The following is a 19,251-nucleotide window of genomic DNA, read 5'->3' as shown; positions in this document are numbered from 1 at the left end:
TTCTCCTGCAAATAACTACTATTTTACTACCGGAATCCCAGCTTTTATGATTTCACTGCCCCCAGCGTCATACCGCCTACAAAATATTTTTGCAAGAACGGATACACCATCAGGATGGGGAGCGTAACCGTAATCGTGATTGCCATTTTGATCGACTCTGGTGAAATTTGAGCCATTTGCTTAGCCATATCGTTACTATTCGTCATACTGGAGCCGCCTTGCTGCGTACTTTGCAGTATCTTCATCAGCTCATACTGTAGCGTCGTCCATTGCGGCGCCCCACCATTATACAAATACGTATCAAACCAAGCATTCCACTGACCTACTGCCAGAAAAAGAGCAATCGTTGCCAATACTGGTTTGCATAGCGGCAAAATAATTCTCCAGTAAATCGTAAAATCATTCGCCCCATCGAGTTTGGCAGACTCCTGCAACGCATACGGCAAACCGTCCATAAAGGAACGAATGACAAACACGTTAAATGCGCTAATTAAGCCTGGAAAAATGTACACCCAAAACGAACCCAGCAGATGCAGATCACGCATCAAAATAAACACGGGCACCATCCCGCCGGAAAAATACATCGTCAACGCCAAAAACGTAGAAATAAACTTACGAGCGCGAAACTCGACCCGACTCAATGTAAAAGCTAGCATAGACGCGCAGATCAATCCGAGTACCGTCCCGACCAAAGTACGAAGAATAGATATTTGCAGTCCCTGAAGAAGGCCATCGTACTGGAAAATCGTTTTGTAATTTTCGAGCGTAAATTGGCGGGGCCATATATAAATACCGCCGCGAACCGTGTCCGTTGAATTGTTCAGGGAAATCGCAAGTACGTTCAGAAACGGGTACAGCGTCAACACCACGATCAGAGCCATGAGGATGTAGTTAAATAGGTCAAACAGTTTCTCAGACCGGGTAGCATTAAATGCCTTATTCGTCATTTCGCCTCTCCCTCCCTACATGATGCTTTCTTTGGTCAGTTTTTTGAATATACCGTTCGCCGTAAACAACAGCAGAATGCTAACCAGTGAGTTGAAAATACCAATTGCCGTCCCGTAAGAGAAGCGACCCAAATTAATCCCGTAATTGAGCGCATACAGATCCAGCACCTCGGAATAATCCGTCACGAGACTATTGCCAAGCAAGAACTGCTTTTCAAAACCGTTGCTCACCAGATGTCCAATCGCCATAATAAACAGAACGGCAATCGTCGAGCGGATACCCGGCAGTGTAATATGCCACATCTGTCTCCAACGACTCGCTCCATCCACGCGCGATGCTTCATACTGTTCCTGATCAATTCCCGTGATTGCAGCTAAATAAATAATCGTATTCCAACCTGTCTCTTTCCATATGTCGGAAGCGGTTACAATGTACCAGAACCAGCTCCCCTTTGCCATGAACTGAATCGGTTCATCCACAATATGAAGCGCTACCAATACATCGTTGACAATGCCTCCGTCAATGGACAGCATCTTGGTGACCAAGCCGGCCACAACTACCCAGGATACAAAATGCGGGAGGTAGGATATTGTCTGCACAAACCGTTTGAACAGCATTCCCCGCAGCTCATTTAACAGAATTGCAAAGAAGATCGGTACGACAAAACCAAATACAATCCCCATCAGGCTCATCGCTAGCGTATTGCGTAATACCAGATAAAATCGTTCATCCTGAAATAGCTCAATAAAGTTATCCAGCCCTACCCATTTCTGGTCCGTAAAAGATTTGGCTGGCTTATAATTTTGAAACGCCATCGTCCAGCCCCAAAGTGGAAGATAGCTGAAAACAAACACCCATATGACGAAAGGAATGGACATAAAATAAAGATACTTTTGCTGCTTTACACTGTCCCACAAGCCTTTTTTACCACGATCAGGCTTCGGGCCGCGAGCCTTGCGTGGTCTTCCCCGATTGGATTCAGGAATCACAGCACCATTGTTGGAAGCGGTTTCAGTTGAAGATCCCATAACAAGCTCCTCCTCATCTCCAGATACTATTATCATACTTTGCTGGCTTGGAAGCGGATACCCGACGAATTAGGAGAAAAATCAGTTCAAAATTAGATATATGGGATGAAAAAAATTACATTCGTGCCACTACGCATGCGGATGGTGCTTCCCATCGCTGTTGTCCCCGGATTTCTTGAATAAGCACACAAAGGTAGAAATCCGGGGACAAAGGCGACCGCTTCGCTTGTCCAGCACCATTCCGCCTGCTCCGTTTTCATTTAATTTTTCTGAGAGAAGTCTTGTAAAAAACAAAAGATCAGCAATGTAAGCTGATTAGAGGTAAAGGATAGTGCATTGCACCACAGGTGGATGATGATATATATACACATACTGTCGCAATTAACCTAATTGATTAAAGGAAAAAAATAGCTTTCTAGCATCAATGTGCTAGAAAGCTATTTTGATTTATTTTACTGTGATCGTCCCAAAGTACATGTACATGCCACAATTATACTCATATACCCCCGGCTTCAAGTCCTTGACGGTAAAATAATTATTTTCGTGATCCAGGTAAACGTCCATTCCGATCTTCAACGACTGCACTTCATCAATGCAAGTAAAGGATGTCATTTTCTTGAAATTGATTTTGGTTGGAACGCCAGCTTTCACTTCAATATTTTTAGGATAGAAGCCGTCCCCTTTTACACCCACTGTAACAATCTCATATTTGGTCTTGTCTGGCTCTTCCTGAGCTTGTTTAGGTTGAATGGCCGGAAACGACGACACGCTCCCTTGAAAATAAAACAAGACAAACCCGCCCATGCTCAGGGCTACAAAACCAATCAGCATCAAATGCCAATGCTTAGAGATAAGTGTTTTCATTAATATCAGCCCCCTCCAGTTGAATGTCTACATGTGACACATCAACTCTAACCAGTATATAAAAGTTAATCAAAATTTTAAATACCTCATTTCACAGGCTCGGATGATCCAGCTCATACAGGTTGCGGTATCGGGGCTGCTCCTGCCACAGCTGTTCATGGCTTCCTCGCATGGAAATAACCCCTTTTTCCATAAAGATCACCTCGTCCATATGCTCCATCCCCGTCAGATGATGCGTGATCCAGATCAATGTTTTGCCTTCCAGCACACGAAACATCGTCTGCATGAGCTCATGCTCCGTCAGCGGGTCAAGCCCCACTGTCGGCTCATCCAGTAAAACAATTGGGTGATTTTGCAGCAAAATCCGAGCCAGTGCAATCCGCTGTTTTTCTCCACCGGAAAAACGAAGACCTGTCTCCTGCATTCGGGTATCGTAGCCCGCCGGCAAAGAATCAATCAGGGCTCCAAGCCCTACCTGCTCTGTTACTGCACGAACCTCATCCAGCGTAGCATCGGGTCGTCCCAGCCGAATATTGTTCGCTACCGTTGTATCGAATAAATACGGCTGTTGGTTTAGCACCGCAAATAGACTGGAGTATGCTCCACCCGTATATACGGGAATCCCTGCGACAGTGACGCTCCCTTCATCAGGCCGCAATGCACCCTGAATCAGGTTCAGCAGCGTAGACTTGCCCGCACCACTGCGACCAAGCAATGCAAGCTTGCCCCCCTGCGGTACGTGCAGGGAGATATCACGCACGCTCCATTCCTGCGTTGCCGCATAGCGGTAGCTTACGTTGTTCAGCAGCAGGTCTCCTCCGTGGCCCAATCCCAGAGCGGTAGCCTGCTCATCTATAGTGTCTGCTGTGCCGCCTGCTGATGGGTGTCCTGCATCCACAGTAACCGGAAGCGATGATGACACAGGTGTATGTGTATCTTTCTCCGAATCCTTTAACCGTCGAAGTGAATCCTGATACTCCGGCGCATGAACCACCGCTTCTCCAGCGCGAACGAAGGCATCCAGCAATGGAAAAGCCACAAGGGCAAAGGATGCCAACCACGTGGCTTCTATACGATTCTGTGCCACTAGCCCTCCGGCCCACACAGTCATAATCACAATCCCGCCGCCTACAACGCATTGTGCCATCCAATGAGAACGCCACTCGCTCCGGCGAAGTGAATTTTCCATCACGGCAGCCCTATTGTGCCGTTGTGTAAAGGTACTCAGGAAATACCCAGTCCGTCCGCTCAGCACCAGATCACTCATGCCGAACAGAGCATCCGTCAGCTCCTGATAGGCTTTATTCCGTTCCTGCTTGAACATTCGCCGTTTGGCGAGTGAGGTCCATAGTGAGATAGCTGGAGCAATAAAAAGCAAAAATCCGCCATATAGCGCCATGAGCAAGGCAAAGGTTCCGTCCATCCGTCCGAGCGCCGAGATGCCTGCTGCATAAATCAGCAAAGCCGATAGCGCAGGCAGAACTAGCTTCAGATAGATGTTTTGAAGCTGTTCAATATCCTCTGCCAGCAATCCTAATAAATCCCCTGTACGGAATTTGCTGCGAATCATCAGCGCCTGCGGTTCTACTGCCCGATATAAGCGTACCCGCATACGGGACACCAGGCGCAGTGCGGCATCATGTCCTACCAAGCGCTCCAGGTACTGAATAACCGCTTTACTAAAGCCAAATGTTCGCACAAGCACAATTGGCACGTACACCATTAATATATTTTCCGGTTTTAAGGCCGAACGGGTAATCAGATGACCGGACGTAAAGAGCAACGCGCCCGCACATCCAATAGCCAGCGCGCCCAAAAGAGCAGCTACCAGAAAGGCCAAAAAATATTGTCTCAGATACGTCCCAAACCAGCCTTGTCTGCTATTGTCCATTACTCTCATATCGCCCGTTCCCTCCTTCCGATATCCCCGTCAGCAATCGGTAATATGCCCCCTTACGGGCAATCAATTGCTGATGGGAGCCTACTTCTTCCAGACGACCTTGATCCATCATCCAGACACAGTCCATATCTGACATCCAGTGAAGCCGATGGGTGGCAAGAAACATTCTCTTATGTTTCAAAACCGATAAAATCGTCTGTTTTAGCTCCCACTCTGTCTCAATATCCAGATGCGCCGTAGGCTCATCCAATAAAATAACCGGACGATTACTGAGCAATGCCCGCGCCAATGCAATCCGCTGCGTCTGCCCTCCGCTCAGTGTCCGACCTGCTTCACCAATGGGCTCATTCAATCCACCCGGAAGACCGTCTACCAGTTCACGCAGTCCAACCGCGTCAATCGCCCACTCTACCTGCTGATTGGATGCCTCTGGTTCATAAAAGCGGATATTATCTGCCAGTGAAGCGCTAAACAGGTATGGATGCTGTGGAATATAAGCAATATGTCGTTGCCATTCAGCTTTGGCATCCCCAGCCAATCCACATCCATTCAGGAGCAGCTCGCCCGAAGTGGGATCAGCAAAGCCGCCAAGCAGACTAAGCAGCGTCGTTTTACCTGCACCACTAGCTCCAACGATGCCGATCATGTTCATGTGCGGTTCAACAGTGGCAGACACATGTTCAAGCCGAGCCGAACCATCTTCATTAAGGAGACACACATCAGACAGCTCAAGAATGTCCTGTCCCGTGATGTCCAATCCTTTATCGTTAGCTGCCTGTTTATTCGGCTCGGTCGCATCATCTTCTGTACTGAGAATAGAGCGTATTGCTCCCCAAGCCTCCTTACCATCCAGTGAAGCATGATAGTCTGATCCCAACTGGCGTATGGGCATAAAATATTCTGGTGCCAAAATAAGCACCGCAAGCGCTGCCTCCAAACCCACCGAGCCACTAATCAGGCGCAAACCTAAGCCTACCGCGACAAAAGCGACCGATAGCATACTAAAAAAATCGAGGGCAAATGAGGAAAGAAACGCTACCCGCAGCGTGCGCATCGTTGCCGTGCGGTATTGATCGCTGACCTTCCCAACCGTTTCCCCATGCTCTTGGCTACGACCCAAAAACCTTAGTGTCTGAAGTCCACGCAGCGAATCCGTGAAATGGTGAGATAACAGACGATAGGAACGCCACTGTTTGTCTGCCTGCTTCCGCGCCGCCAAGCCCAGCAAAATAAAGAAGCCTACCAGGATCGGCATCGTAGTCGTCAAAATCACACCTGAAATGACATCCAATGTGAAAACATACACAAGTACAAGTATAGTTACAGCCATCATGTCAATCATTCGAGGAATGGACAGTTCCAAATACGTGCGAAAACGATCCATGCCGTCCAGCGCTAGCGTCACCAATTTGCCGCTGCCTTCCTGCGCAGCAAAACCCGGCCCCCGTTCGAACAAACGTGCAAGCAGACGCTCCCGTAAGGAAGCGCCTGAAGCTTCAGCAAAACGGCCTGCTGTCCGGCGTTGTAGCCAGATCGCCGTATGCCTCGTTGCAAAAGCAGCGAAAAACAACGCCAGCGAAGGCCAAGCCATCACCAGCGGATTTTGTTCAAATAAAATCGTAACAGCCTTTGCCAAGAAGACTGCTTGTGCAATCACTGCGGCCCCCTGGAGCAGGGAAAGGGCAGCCAGTAGCAGCATCACTGGCCGAATGCCCTTTAATTCAAACCATGCCTTATCCATTAGTATTCCAAATGATCCTTCTCACTGAGACGCTTATGGAAAACAAAATAACTCCACGCCTGATAAGCCAGCACAAAGGGTAAAAGCGTTGCTGCAACAATCGTCATGGCTTTCAGTGTGTAATGACTGGAGCTTGCATTATAAATCGTCAAATCAAAAGCACTGTTAATCGAGCTCACCATAAATCTTGGGAACAAACCGACGAATAATGAAACGAAGGTCAGCAAAATCATTGCCCCTGTCATTCCGAAGGCCCATCCTTCACGGCGCTGCTTCAGGAAATACCATGTCAGCACATAGGCGACAATTCCCACCGCAACCGCAACATACATAAAGGGACCGCGACGTGCGAATAAATCCGTTGCAAAATAAGTCCATACCACCATACCAGCCAATAAAATCCCCAATACCGGAAGAAACTTGGACGCGATCACACGAGCGCGATCCCGTACTTCTCCAATCGTCCGTAGGGAAATAAACGTCAGCCCGTGCATTAGGCACATTCCGACCACTGTCAGTCCAATCCATACGGTGTACCCATTGAATACATCGGAAAATCCAGCTTTCAAATCCATGTTTTGCTGAATAGGTACACCTTTCACCAAAGCCGCAAAAGCCATACCGAACAGCATCGGCGGTAGAAAGCTGCCAATCAGAATGCAAGCATCCCACGTTCCTGTCCACCATTTCCCTTCAGCCTTGCCGCGGAACTCAAAAGAAACTCCACGCAAGATCAAACCTAGCAAAATAAAGACAAATACCAGATAATATCCGCTGAACATAGTTGCATAAAAATGCGGGAAAGCGGCAAACATCGCACCTGCTGCTGTAATCAGCCACACTTCGTTCGCATCCCAGAATGGACCAATCGTATTGATCATCAAACGTTTTTGTTGGTCATTACGCGGCACCAATCCTGTGGCCATTCCTACGCCAAAATCAAAGCCTTCCAGAAAAAAGAAGCCAGTAAACAGCACAGCGATCAATAAGAACCATAAATCATTTAGCGACAATGGTGTCACCCCCTTGGGCAAATGGATCATGAATTACGGTTTGCTGTTGTGAATCAATATCCGGACCTTTGCGAGCCGTACGGTAAAACAGAAACGCCAGCACACCTGTTAAAATTAAATACAATGTGGTAAATGAGATGAACGAGAACAGCACTTCTCCAGCCACAACAGTAGGTGAAACAGAATCTTTTGTTTGAAGCAGACCAAATACCGTCCACGGTTGGCGACCTATTTCGGTCATGATCCATCCTGCAGTATTACCAATGAATGGAAGGGATATCCCCCATATCATAAGGCGGTAGAACCAGCGATGTGAACCTTCCAACTTTTTACGGAACGTCAGGTAAGCTCCATATAAAGCGAGTGCAATCATGCCACACCCGGCTGCAATCATAATGCGAAAGCTCCAGAACGTGGTTCGTACTGGCGGGATATAATCGCCCGGACCATAGGTTTTCTCATATTCAGCCTGAAGCTCATTCATACCAGGCACAGAGCCGGTAAATTTACTATAGGATAGAAAACTCAGAGCAAAAGGAACTTTAATCTCGAAGGTATTTTCCTTGTTTCCAGGATCAATCCATGCGATAACTGTCCAAGGAGCGGGGTCACCGCTGTTCTCCCATAAGCCCTCACTGGCAGCCATCTTCATCGGTTGTGTTTTCACTAAATATTGAGCCTGACCATGACCAAACAAAGGAATAGCTATGGCGCTGATTAAGGCAACAATAATGCTCAATTTGAAAGAAGGTTTAAAAAAGTCCATATTCTTTTTGTGCATCAGCTTCCATGCACTGATACCCGCGATCAGAAATGCTCCTGTCGCAAAAGCAGCAAACAGCGTATGCGGAAATTCCCATAGCAGTTGTTCGTTCGTTAACAGAGCGGCAAAATCTTTCATTTCTGCACGTCCATTTTGAATCTCATATCCTACTGGACGCTGCATGAATGAATTAGCAGCTAGAATCCACAATGCCGATAACATCGTACCGATAGATACCAACCACATACAAATTAAATGGACCGTTTTGGACAATCTTTCCCAACCGAATACCCATAATCCGATAAAGGTCGATTCTAGGAAAAATGCAAGCAATGCTTCAATCGCCAGCGGCGTACCAAATACATCACCCACAAAACGGGAAAAGTCCGACCAGTTCATCCCGAACTGGAATTCTTGCAAAATCCCGGTGACTACGCCCAGTGCAAAGTTAATCAGCAGAAACGTTCCCCAAAATTGAGCCATTTTTTTGTACAAGTCATTTTTCTTGATAACATACATCGTCTCCATAATTGCCACCAATAACGACAATCCGATGGAGATCGGCACATAAACAAAGTGAAGAATCGTTGTGGTTGCAAACTGCAACCGTGCCAAATCCAATACGTCCATGATGTTGCCCCCCCTGCACTTCTCTTAACAATGATTTATAGTGTCTTTAATCTGAAACTTTCTACATTTGTGATAGTATTCACATTCTTACATATGCAGCGGTCACTTTTTTAGAAAATGACTCACTCAACTACCTTTACCATGGCTGTCATGATCCGGCTTCAGATTATCCCCATTATATAGAATAAATTTAAATGAAATAGAATCGAAAATGTGAACATCGTGTCAAAGCTGTGTCATAATGGTGGCGATTTGATGAAAACACCCTAAACTCCATAATAAATGTGACATTTTCGATTGATCTATCCAATTTTTCACCATAAAAAAGAGCCTCTCTTCGTTCGGAGTTCGTACCTCCGACATCTGCAAGAGAGACTTCATAGCATTAAACCTAGGAATCTATCAACAGCCATCTGTTCCTCCGTTCTTTTGAACCCGATTACGGTAAGAGGAAGGTGACATTCCAGCATACTTTTTAAATTTACTATGAAAATAGTCTGCGTTCGCATACCCTACGCGTTCCGCCACCTGGTGCACCTTAATTCCTTGTGCAAGCAACTCCCTTGCCCGCTCAATCCTCACCTTATCCAAGTAGGCATTAAAGGCCTCGCCAGTATGACTTTTGAACAGTTTGCCCAAATAGCCACTATTGTAATTGAACATATCTGCCAGTAACTCCAGTCGCAAATTTTCATCATAATGACTATGTATAAAGTCAATCATTTGTTTCATGATGATGCCCTTGCCACCAGGATCAGTTTGGCCAATCCATTGCAACACATGCTCCAGCGAGTGATCCACCAGCTCGCCCAATGTGGAATAAGCATATACATCGGTTATAAAGCTGGAGTGCTCCTCCAGCACGGTTCGGCTGTGATCCTGTCCGGCTGCATACTTGTTCAACGCCAGTGTGAATGTTTGGGCGAACGCTGCCTTGATTGCAGATTCTGTGCGATAAATCCGTGGAAATTGGCCTTCCATTTCCTTAATGACACGGGTTGCAGCTTCACTATTAGCCATATCTAGCGCATAGTACAGCTTTTCTGCATAACGTAGGGGATCATTTGTGGCACTATCAGATGCTCCACTCATATCAGTCTCAACTGTCTCCAATTCGTGTAGTTCTCCGGAAAGCATGACTCTTTCTGCCCGGAACAAAAACGTACGTTCTAACAATCGTAGTGCCTGCTCAAAAGATCTGGGAATGTCGCTAAGAATGGATACAGGATCACCGGCAGCCGCATAAATTTCCGTTGCCCACGGCTCTAGCTCCTGTCGCCAAGTAGCCAGTAACTGAACAGCATCTTTCTCCGTTTGTAATGTGGCGGGAAGCAAAAGACCCATATATATTCCAGCCTCAAACACGATACCTCTACCCTGCTCATGGCACAATTCTGTTAGCCGTTGCTTTGCTGCCGACTGCCGAGCTTGCCGATCCCAGTCGGGAATACGTAAATCCAGCAGAATAACCTGATAGCTACTCCAGTCCAACGCTGGTAACGCGGGCTGTTGTCCATGTTTTCCGTTACCGCTGTGATGTTCAGCTTGCTCGGATGCTTTGTGCAGAGAATCGCTGCTTTCCACGGCATTACGAGCATGCTCTCGATGAACCGGAAACAATAGTGCTTCGATCCAATTACGCTCATGGGAAGGCGGACTTCCCCATTTGCCGTCTTCTTTCTCGTCCTCAATGTTTTGCCGTACCCGCTTCAACTCTGTCGTCATTTCTTCCTCATCAACTGGCTTCAGTAGATAGCCATCCACCCCGAAGCCCATGGCTTGCCGTGCATAATCAAAGTCTGCATATCCGCTTAATATGAGAAAATGATACGGCTCCCCGTTCTTTTCACGTATACTACGTATAACCTCCAGTCCACTCATCCCGGGCATACGAATATCTACAATGACCAGCTCCGGTCGATGCTCTCCGAACTTATCCAGAGCCTCGCGTCCATTCCCTGCCGTATCGACAATACGGAAGCCACAATCCCCCCAGTCAATAATGGAGGACAATCCTTCACGAATCGCAGGCTCATCATCTACGATCATTGCTTTATACATTCTCCTCTTCCTCCCTCGGTATGGAAAAGTATACGGTTGTTCCTACTTGTAATGCGCTTTCAATATGCAATCCATAGCGTTCACCATACATCAATGTCAGACGTTGATGTACATTACGCAGGCCAATACTGCTCCCTTCCGGCTCATCCGTCCCCCTGATCCGAGCTAGCAGACGGGTCAGTTGCCCAACTTCCATGCCGATCCCGTCATCTTCTACTTTAATTTTCAGCTCTCTTTCTTCTATTGCAATATCTACCTTCACGGTAACTGGCTCTTCCTTATTTTCCAGACCATGAATGACTGCATTTTCCACCAGCGGTTGTATGATTAAGGGAGGAATCGACATGTTCGTCGCGCCTTCTTCCAAATTCACTTCATAGATCAAACGATTTCCAAATCTGAATTGCTGAATTTGCAAATAGGAACGCACCATATCCAGCTCCTGTAGTACCGTCGTTTTACCACTGCCAATCTCCAGATTCCGGCGCATTAGTCTGCCAAGCAAACGCACCGTCGTTGCAATCTCCGCTTCCCCATTCAGATGTGCTTTCATTCGAATGGATTCTAACGCATTAAACAGAAAGTGCGGATTAATTTGGCTGGCCATCATTTTTAGCTTGATATCCTTTTGCGCCAATTCCAGCCTGTTGTTGTGCTCACTCGTCTCATAGACCTGCGCCATGAGTTGGCGAATACTACTCACCATATAGTTGAAACGGCGGGATAAATCCCCGATCTCGTCCCTTCCCTCCACACTTGATACCACATGAAAATCGCCCGCGGCTACCTTACCCAGCTCATAGCTCAACCGCTGTAGGCGTTTGGTAATCAGCCAGGAAATGATCGTAATCAGAATCAGTGCCATGACCAGCACTGCAAGGACACATAAAGCACCAATCAGACTGATTCGATTGGCTCCCTGTACAATATGCTCCGTCGAAAACACTGAAATAATCGTAAATCCGCTCACACTGGAGGCGGGCATCAACTCATCCACAATGATGTTGGAGGACTTTCCGTTGATTTTCGCTTCATATATCCCCTTACCCGCACGCTGGACATCAAAGCCCAAATGTAAATCTCCCAACGTCTGGCCCACTGACTGCGGACGAGTAGCTGCGACCACAATCCCGTTACGATCCGCAATCAATGTTTCAAAAGGCTCCTTGCTCAGCATATGATTCAACTCGGTCTGGCTCAGCGATATCATCAGAACTCCCTTGGTATTGTATTCGGGAAATGGAATTTGCCGTACTAGGCTTAGGCGATTAACCGGGTTATCCTCCTTATCCTGAATGTAAAACCAGTTAATCGCCGTCCCCTTCAAAGCCGTCTGGAACCACTGCTGCCGCTCAATGTTAGAATCCACTGGAATAAACTCCAGATTATTGACAAGCGTCGGATTGTACGAATAGAACCGGATGGTAGCAACCTCTCTATATTGCTGCGTATACTCATTAAAATCCTTGTATTGATGATACGCATTCATCAGTTCTACCATACCCGGATACCGTCGGTTCGCCATCTCCCTCAGCCTTTTATCGAACATGAGCCCATTTGAAATATCCGTTGGCACACGCAGTAAATTTGCCGTCTGGCTCTTGATCTTTTCCACATTGTTTACCGTCTGGGCAATTGCGCTATTCAATGCCTGTTCTCGCAAATAAAAAGTAACGCAGCCGCCAACCACCAGCACCGGGATCATGACAATCAGTACATAGGAGAACAGAAGCTTATTCCGCATACGCATATTATTCATTAGAAGCCGTACTCCACGATTCATGCCATCCCTCCCATAAAATAAGCGCTTACATTTTTATGTATTTTCACATCTTCCATCTCGACCTACATGTATTCAGTTTAATTCTTCGTAACCTCTATATCTATATTTTTTGCAAAATTTAAAAAATGTGGCGAACAGAGTCACCACACTTTACGGATCATGAACTATTTACGTACAAAAGGTTCGATATGCACTCCCTGCGGCAGCTTGTGCGGATCTTCCGGATTGATACGGTCATAGAACATAATGCCGTCCAAATGGTCCATTTCATGCTGTACTACAATCGCTGCATAACCTTTGAAAGTCAATAGCTCCTGTGTTCCGTCCGGTAAAGTGGCCTTAATACGAATTTTTTCGTAACGCGGTACATATCCAGCTACGTACCGATCTACCGACAAGCACCCCTCTCCCTGTTCCAAATAAATCATGGACGTGGAGTGGCTGACCAACTTCGGATTAAACAACGCATACTCTATCGTTTTGTCCCCATCTTCATAATAAATAGCGCACATTCTTTTGTTCAAACCCACCTGGTTTGCAGATAACCCCACACCCGGGCGCAGTTCATAGCGGGTAGCCAGCTCTTCATTTTGGCTATTTTTCAGATAATTCAGCATCCATTGCATCTGTTGAAGATCCTCTTCAGACAGCGGCAAGCATACCGGATCAACCTTCGTACGCAAAATAGACTCCCCTTCACGCACGATATCCTTCGTGAGAAGCATGTCCATCGATTGATTACTCATTCGTCAGCCTCGATTCATTAAAATAAATATACTTTCATGTTATTCTGTAAAAGTTAGGGGAGTTCCCAATATTCCTACAAGTTTTATCCCATAAATTATATCTATTCATGAAATGAATTGTCAAAATGAAGCGGTATTTAAGTCATTAAATATTCATTGCCTTAATGGTTTATCTAATTAACAATTATAATTATGCTCTATATAGCCTTAAACGAAAAACCTCCTTAACCAATGAAATGGTCAGGAGATTTTTTGCCGTTATCATACTTTTGAAATTAATCATACGTAACTTTTCTTACTATTAAGATGGCTGCTCCAACGCACTTGGAGCTTCACTAAACAGCTGCGCCTTTGGATTCGGCTGTGTCCAGGTATTATAATATTGCGAGTTCTTGCCGTAGGAATTATCAATGACCACATGCGGCATGTCAAGCAGGCAGGCCAGAATGTGACCGTGCAGCCGTGAAGTGCGAACCTCGCGGTAAGAGCTGAACAGCGTAACCGCCTTGTTCATAAGATGGTCTGTGTACTTGTACCAGAATGTACGCGTAGGCAACGGGCCACCGATTTTCTTATCCAGTCGGTAAAACTTCTGGAAATAGACAATTCCCTTCACTTCCAGCGGAGTGAACAAAGTATCCCAGTCCAGACGGTGAGCGGCATCTGCCTCGTCATCGAACTTCTTTTGTTCACCCACCGTTTCAATGTCAGTCCGTAGGAAATACAATACATCCTTTACTGTTTCCGTAGTTGGCTTCAATGGCCAGAGCTGGTGCGCCATATCAGGACATAGTGTGATACTGCACTGGTTCAGCTTGTCCTTAGCCCACTGATAAGAGCGTGTATCCCGCACAAACATATGTAGATCCGGGTGAGCATTAAACAGGGCAGCGACCTCATTAGCCTTCTGTTCAGATTGAAAGTGGATCGTTTGCGGCATAATCACAATTCGGTGGTTAGGGAAATCACGAACGATGCGTTCCCGCAAATTTTGGTGATTTGAATAGAGATCGCCGAAATTGCCGCCGCCGTGGCACACGATAATCCAGTCACCCGGAATTTGGAGCTGATCGGGAATATCCATGGCGCTATAACGGGCACGGACACGGATGCCATTATCCTTGAAGAACGCCTCGGTACCTTTCATGATGAGTACATCTCCACCGTTATTATAGACGGGATAGTCGACATAAATGATATTCGAACCTTGGGGGACTACGTCGAGAATGACACTCAGCTTATTTTTCAGTTTAGCCATGGGATGCAAATTCGGCATCTTTCAGTTCTCCCTTCCTGCGCTTCTTTTGTATAGTCTGAATGACAAATGTAATATCACTTTTATCAAAAATGATCCGTGATAGCGGAACATTGAAAAACATCGGGAATGAGAACAGTGAGAACGCCAATCGTACACAAGCGCCTACAAGCAAAGCAATTGCAATGCCGTCCAGACCGAAGATCGGTGTACAAATAAAAAATAGACCGACGGTGATCGCATAGGCTACAATTTGCCGGAACAATACCAGTCCCGGACGTCCCAGCGCGTTAAAGGCCGAAGCCAGAATCCATGAGCCGCCGCCAATGATACATTCCAGTGACAGCAGGTAGAACGTTAGCGATGCTTCCAGAAAAGCGGGGCCGTACAGCAACCCCAGCATGTATCGTCCAATGAATAGAGCAGGCACAATGACGATGAGCATCGCAGCCATAGAGATGCGAAAAGCACGACCTACCGTTTCGACAATCTTGCTGTGCTCCATTCCCGTCACCTTTGGAAAGGTAACGTTAGTGACGGCATTTTGCACCACATTGAACACACGAGACAAGGCGTAGACGACAGAGTACAGACCGAACGCTTTGGGTGATAGCAGCGCCACAATAACGATTTTGTCCGTTTGTGTGGATAGCGTCCCCATCAGCTCCATCCCGTAAACCCTCGCTCCATAGCTATAATAAGGACGAAGCACTTGGCGGCTGGTAAATGGGCGGAAAGCACGCAAATTCATATACTTGCGCAAACGGAGGAACGCCCACACTAGCGCAAGGAAACTCGCGGCAAAATTCACTGCTCCTGCCAGCTGCACATTGAGCAGGCCCATCAGCCACAGTGTCACCAGACCGATGAAATTTAGTAACGGGTAGTAAAACAACAGACCGTTATATACGCTAAACCGATCCAGCCCTTGCGACAATGCTGTCGTCAGCGCTGTAAGCACTGCCAGCGGTATGGCTGCCGCACAATAAAGCTGGGACAGCTGGATGATGTCCGCACCATAACCATTCAGCCACAGCGGCATGCATATCCAGGCCACCGCTCCCGCCAACAAGCTGGCAGGCAACTGAATCCACAGTGACAACGCCAGCAATTCTTCCGTCGTGCCTGTTTTCTTCTTAATGTTATAAATTAACGACGTTGGCAAACCGAAGCTCAACACACTGCCGATCAACGTAGGCCAGAACAGAACTGCCGCCAGTTCTCCTTTCCCCTCTACTCCGAGCATACGTGCGGTCAGGATGGAAGTCAGGGTCGTAACGATTAGCACAAAAAAATTGTTAAAGCTCGTGCGCATGATCGTTTTGGCGAGACTGTCACCCGTGAATACTTTCCTTGCTGCTGTCCATGTGCTCATGTTACGTCCAACTCCTGTTCCTTATTAAGCCTCTCGTCTCTATGCTCACATTGCGTCTTTTGACGCACCTCCATCATCCTACCGTTTTTTTGGAATTGCGTTCAGGCAACTGCCCCCCGCCAACAGGCTCCTTTGGACTTGAAAAGATCGCTTTCAACGCTCTTCTATAGCCTTGAATGGCAGTATGATTTTTCTTGGGCTTTTCTCTCAAAATCTGATACAACGTCGTCCAGTATAGTGCTGCATAACCGATCGGCCCAGATCCCTCGTCACGCAGCAAATGAATATGATTCATCACCCGCATATAAGTAACCTGCTCCATATTGTCGCGCGAGGACGGCGATTCGTGATGAAGCAGCGTAAGCGCCGGGTTAATGTATAACGGACCGCTTTTCATCGCGATGCGCGAAAGTAATAAATCCTCGCCTACGCTATAGCTTTGCAACCAAGGTACCGGCTCCAGACTGCGAATCGCCTCACGGCGAAATGACATATTGCAGCCATGGAAAAACTGGGTTCTAAACGTCTTCTTGGCCTTATGCCAGTTATACATCGAGCCGGACTGACCGCTGAGGGACAACCTCCCTTTGGACAAAGACTGCTGGAATGACAGCAAGCATCGAATCGTTCCCATGAAGCTGTTACTCATTCCTTGTGCAATACCACCGACACCAGCGGCCTGCGGGTAAGCCTCATAGGTACGCATCAACTCATTCAAATAGTTGCTCGGCAGCTCAACATCATCGTCAAGGAACAAAATGATGTCACCCTGCGCAAGCTCAGCTGTCTTTACACGAGATAACCATAATCCCGGCTGCTCCTTGCGATGATATCGGTAGGTAATTCCCGCTCTGCCTAACTGACGCTCATAACGTTCCAGCACATGCTTCGGCAGTTCTCCGTCGTCAATAATCCATAGCTCGGTTTCACATGCCTCCGGTGCTCCCCCAATGGCAATTGAATTAATGCATCGGGTCAGATCGTCAACCCGATTTCGGGTGCACAGAGCAATGGACAAGCTTAACATCATACTCCCCCTTTATCCTGTCAATGTGTATAAAACGGATTACTGAACCGCCGGGCCCAAATATTCGTTATATTTTTGCTTGCGCGGGTTCAGAATGAACAACACCCCCTGCTTGTATCCATCTGCGGCATTAAAATTGCGACGCAACGTTTCTTTGAACATCAAGTAGGATAAGGTCCATAAAAGGGCTCCATACTGAATCACTCCAGCCTTTTTCAAGGCAAGAAAATAATAGTGGTTAATCGCTGTAGCCTTGGCTACTTTGCCCGCCTTATCGCGCGAGCTTGGAGATTCATGATGAATGATGGTTAAGTTAGGATTGATAACCAATTTGCCGTAACGGCTCGCCAACTGGCACATGTACAAATCATCAGCCACAGCATAACTGGTCATCCACGGATACGGCTTCATATCCCGAAGCGCATCCCTACGAAAGGACATATTGCAGCCATGAAAGAATTCTGTATCGAAAATCTCAGTTGCTTCGCCCCAACGCAGCAAAGAACCTGCCAGACTACTAGGCGAGAGCTTGCCCAGGGATGAAGACATCTGAAATGTCAAAACGCCCAGCAGCTTTCCTGCCCGGCTCGAATGTAATCCCTTTGCAATCCCTCCAACACCCACAATCGTTTCATCCTGATCATAGGTATCGAGCAAGCGCCGGATATAGAGTTTATCGTCCAGTTCTGCATCATCGTCAAAATACAGCACAATATCATACCGTACAAGAGACAAGGCCTCATAGCGGGATAACCAAACGCCGGGACGACTTTTTTTATAATATTTCAAAACGCTTTGAGGCAATCCGGATACCATGTGACGGTACTGCTCGATCTGTTGGTCGGAAATATCGCCGTCATCAACAATCAGCAGTTCTACAGCCGTATGCTCCAATTGCTGCTGTACTGCAATAGATTGTATACAGCGTGTCAGGTCTTCGATCCGGTTGCGGGTACAAATGATGATGGAGACATCGGACATGCCATTACCTCCTGTGTGTGTATCCAGATGCTTTGGAAGAGATATTCAAAGTTTTCCCAATTGCTGGATTATATATGTTTATTGTATCTTTGACAGCGTTTTAGTGTATATACCTCTTTTGTATACTTTTTCAGTCTCCAAAAGGGTAGACAATCCTCGAAAAAGAGCAAAAAAATAGGATTGGCTTCTATTGCCAATCCTGATTTACCCTTGGAAGTCCAGAAACAACGTCGCATTCACATACCGACGTGCCATAGACAAAAAATAACTATTTTGCACCGCTACTGCTGCCACCAGCAAAGTATTACGCACCGCTTCACACTGGTTAGGGGTCAAATGCTGTAAACGACGGGTGTATTGATCAGCCGCCTGCACCAGCAGCTCCTCTGTCGCACCTTCCTGACGCTGCTGTCCTGTAACAGAAATTCCGTTGTCTTTTGCAAAGCCTGCTGCTACCACATCAAGCAGTTGGTCTCCGTTCGCATCCAGCTCCTCAAACAAAGTTGAATATGCGGCATACAAATCAACCGGCTGAATCAGATCGTCTGTATCATCTTCGGGTTGTTGGAACAGGATATGAAATAGCTGACGAATGGATTCAAAATCAAGACATGATTTTAAATCTTCCACAATGAGCAATATAGCTGCCTGGTTGACCGAGTATTTTTTGCCGATCTTCGGAGCGCCGAGAAATTCTTTGAAGTCGCGTTTAACCCAATTTTGCATCGATGCCAGTGACACATGGCTGTATTCGACCAGTTGACCCAGGGAAACAATCTCCTGCAGCGAAAAGGCTGCGCTGTGCTTACCCTTGATGATTTTATCTAGCACAGGTGTCACGTCGGTGTATAAAAATGTCGGCATCGTGCTCCCGGAGCGGGCGAGATGGCTATGAGTGCGCCTCCAGGCGTCCTGCAGAACGGCCAAAGGCTGCAATTCGCGGCGACCTTCCATGGCCAGCAGCAAATGGGCCATATCACGACGAGTAAGGGTAAAAGACTCCATCTGCTTTCCTCCCTTTATTACATTTCAAGTTCATTTGAACTCATCATACGCCCTCAAACTAGGCTTGTAAAGTGAAGCAATGAGACGTGCGGGTTCTATTATGCCTTATTTTCCGTGTAAATTGGAGGTAG

General features: G+C 46.9%; 15 protein-coding genes. All 15 read right to left on the bottom strand.

All coding sequences use genetic code 11. The features are described from left to right. Positions 1-44: 44 nt before the first annotated feature. Positions 45-947 carry a carbohydrate ABC transporter permease gene (locus tag AC5ELV_RS20070; RefSeq protein ID WP_023990333.1) on the bottom strand — a complete coding sequence of 301 codons (903 nt, stop codon included), beginning with the start codon at positions 945-947 and terminating at the stop codon, positions 45-47. A 15-nt stretch (positions 948-962) separates the two neighbouring features. Further along, positions 963-1,976 (bottom strand): ABC transporter permease, encoded by a 1,014-nt coding sequence (locus tag AC5ELV_RS20065; RefSeq protein WP_493431580.1) that lies wholly within the window; start codon positions 1,974-1,976, stop codon positions 963-965. Between the two features lie 447 nt (positions 1,977-2,423). Further along, positions 2,424-2,840 carry a cupredoxin domain-containing protein gene (locus AC5ELV_RS20060; protein ID WP_322156455.1) on the bottom strand — a complete coding sequence of 139 codons (417 nt, stop codon included), beginning with the start codon at positions 2,838-2,840 and terminating at the stop codon, positions 2,424-2,426. A 91-nt stretch (positions 2,841-2,931) separates the two neighbouring features. After that, positions 2,932-4,740: a thiol reductant ABC exporter subunit CydC gene (gene cydC, locus AC5ELV_RS20055; RefSeq protein ID WP_493431579.1), complete on the bottom strand. Its 1,809-nt coding sequence runs from the start codon at positions 4,738-4,740 to the stop codon at positions 2,932-2,934. After that, on the bottom strand, positions 4,721-6,481 hold the full coding sequence (cydD, locus tag AC5ELV_RS20050) for a thiol reductant ABC exporter subunit CydD (RefSeq protein WP_493431578.1): 1,761 nt from the start codon (positions 6,479-6,481) through the stop codon (positions 4,721-4,723). Before cydD ends, cydC begins: the two co-directional genes overlap by 20 nt. Beyond that, a complete protein-coding gene (gene cydB, locus AC5ELV_RS20045) occupies positions 6,481-7,494 on the bottom strand; it encodes a cytochrome d ubiquinol oxidase subunit II (protein ID WP_493431577.1) in 1,014 nt (337 codons plus the stop codon). Before cydB ends, cydD begins: the two co-directional genes overlap by 1 nt. After that, positions 7,481-8,887, bottom strand: coding sequence for a cytochrome ubiquinol oxidase subunit I (locus AC5ELV_RS20040; RefSeq protein ID WP_493431576.1), 1,407 nt, complete (start codon positions 8,885-8,887; stop codon positions 7,481-7,483). The genes cydB and AC5ELV_RS20040 overlap by 14 nt, the downstream gene beginning before the upstream one ends. Before the next feature lie 402 nt (positions 8,888-9,289). Next, positions 9,290-10,948, bottom strand: coding sequence for a response regulator (locus AC5ELV_RS20035; protein WP_493431575.1), 1,659 nt, complete (start codon positions 10,946-10,948; stop codon positions 9,290-9,292). Further along, on the bottom strand, positions 10,941-12,731 hold the full coding sequence (locus AC5ELV_RS20030) for a cache domain-containing sensor histidine kinase (RefSeq protein ID WP_493431574.1): 1,791 nt from the start codon (positions 12,729-12,731) through the stop codon (positions 10,941-10,943). Before AC5ELV_RS20030 ends, AC5ELV_RS20035 begins: the two co-directional genes overlap by 8 nt. A 164-nt stretch (positions 12,732-12,895) precedes the next feature. Beyond that, the gene (gene def, locus AC5ELV_RS20025) at positions 12,896-13,477 is read right to left on the bottom strand and encodes a peptide deformylase (RefSeq protein ID WP_493431573.1); all 582 of its coding nucleotides are present in this window, start codon (positions 13,475-13,477) and stop codon (positions 12,896-12,898) included. 301 nt (positions 13,478-13,778) lie between these two features. After that, positions 13,779-14,753 (bottom strand): polysaccharide pyruvyl transferase family protein, encoded by a 975-nt coding sequence (locus AC5ELV_RS20020; protein ID WP_493431572.1) that lies wholly within the window; start codon positions 14,751-14,753, stop codon positions 13,779-13,781. After that, positions 14,728-16,107 (bottom strand): lipopolysaccharide biosynthesis protein, encoded by a 1,380-nt coding sequence (locus AC5ELV_RS20015; protein ID WP_028541812.1) that lies wholly within the window; start codon positions 16,105-16,107, stop codon positions 14,728-14,730. The genes AC5ELV_RS20020 and AC5ELV_RS20015 overlap by 26 nt, the downstream gene beginning before the upstream one ends. A 73-nt stretch (positions 16,108-16,180) precedes the next feature. Then, positions 16,181-17,134: a glycosyltransferase family 2 protein gene (locus AC5ELV_RS20010; protein ID WP_053326118.1), complete on the bottom strand. Its 954-nt coding sequence runs from the start codon at positions 17,132-17,134 to the stop codon at positions 16,181-16,183. Between the two features lie 39 nt (positions 17,135-17,173). Continuing rightward, on the bottom strand, positions 17,174-18,115 hold the full coding sequence (locus tag AC5ELV_RS20005) for a glycosyltransferase family 2 protein (RefSeq protein ID WP_493431571.1): 942 nt from the start codon (positions 18,113-18,115) through the stop codon (positions 17,174-17,176). Between the two features lie 204 nt (positions 18,116-18,319). Next, positions 18,320-19,120 (bottom strand): DUF1836 domain-containing protein, encoded by an 801-nt coding sequence (locus AC5ELV_RS20000; protein WP_307353602.1) that lies wholly within the window; start codon positions 19,118-19,120, stop codon positions 18,320-18,322. Positions 19,121-19,251: the final 131 nt, after the last annotated feature.

Source organism: Paenibacillus sp. NMA1017 (genome assembly GCF_058895805.1).
The sequence above is the reverse complement of the archived record's forward strand: the minus strand, read 5'-3'. Positions and strand labels throughout refer to the sequence as shown.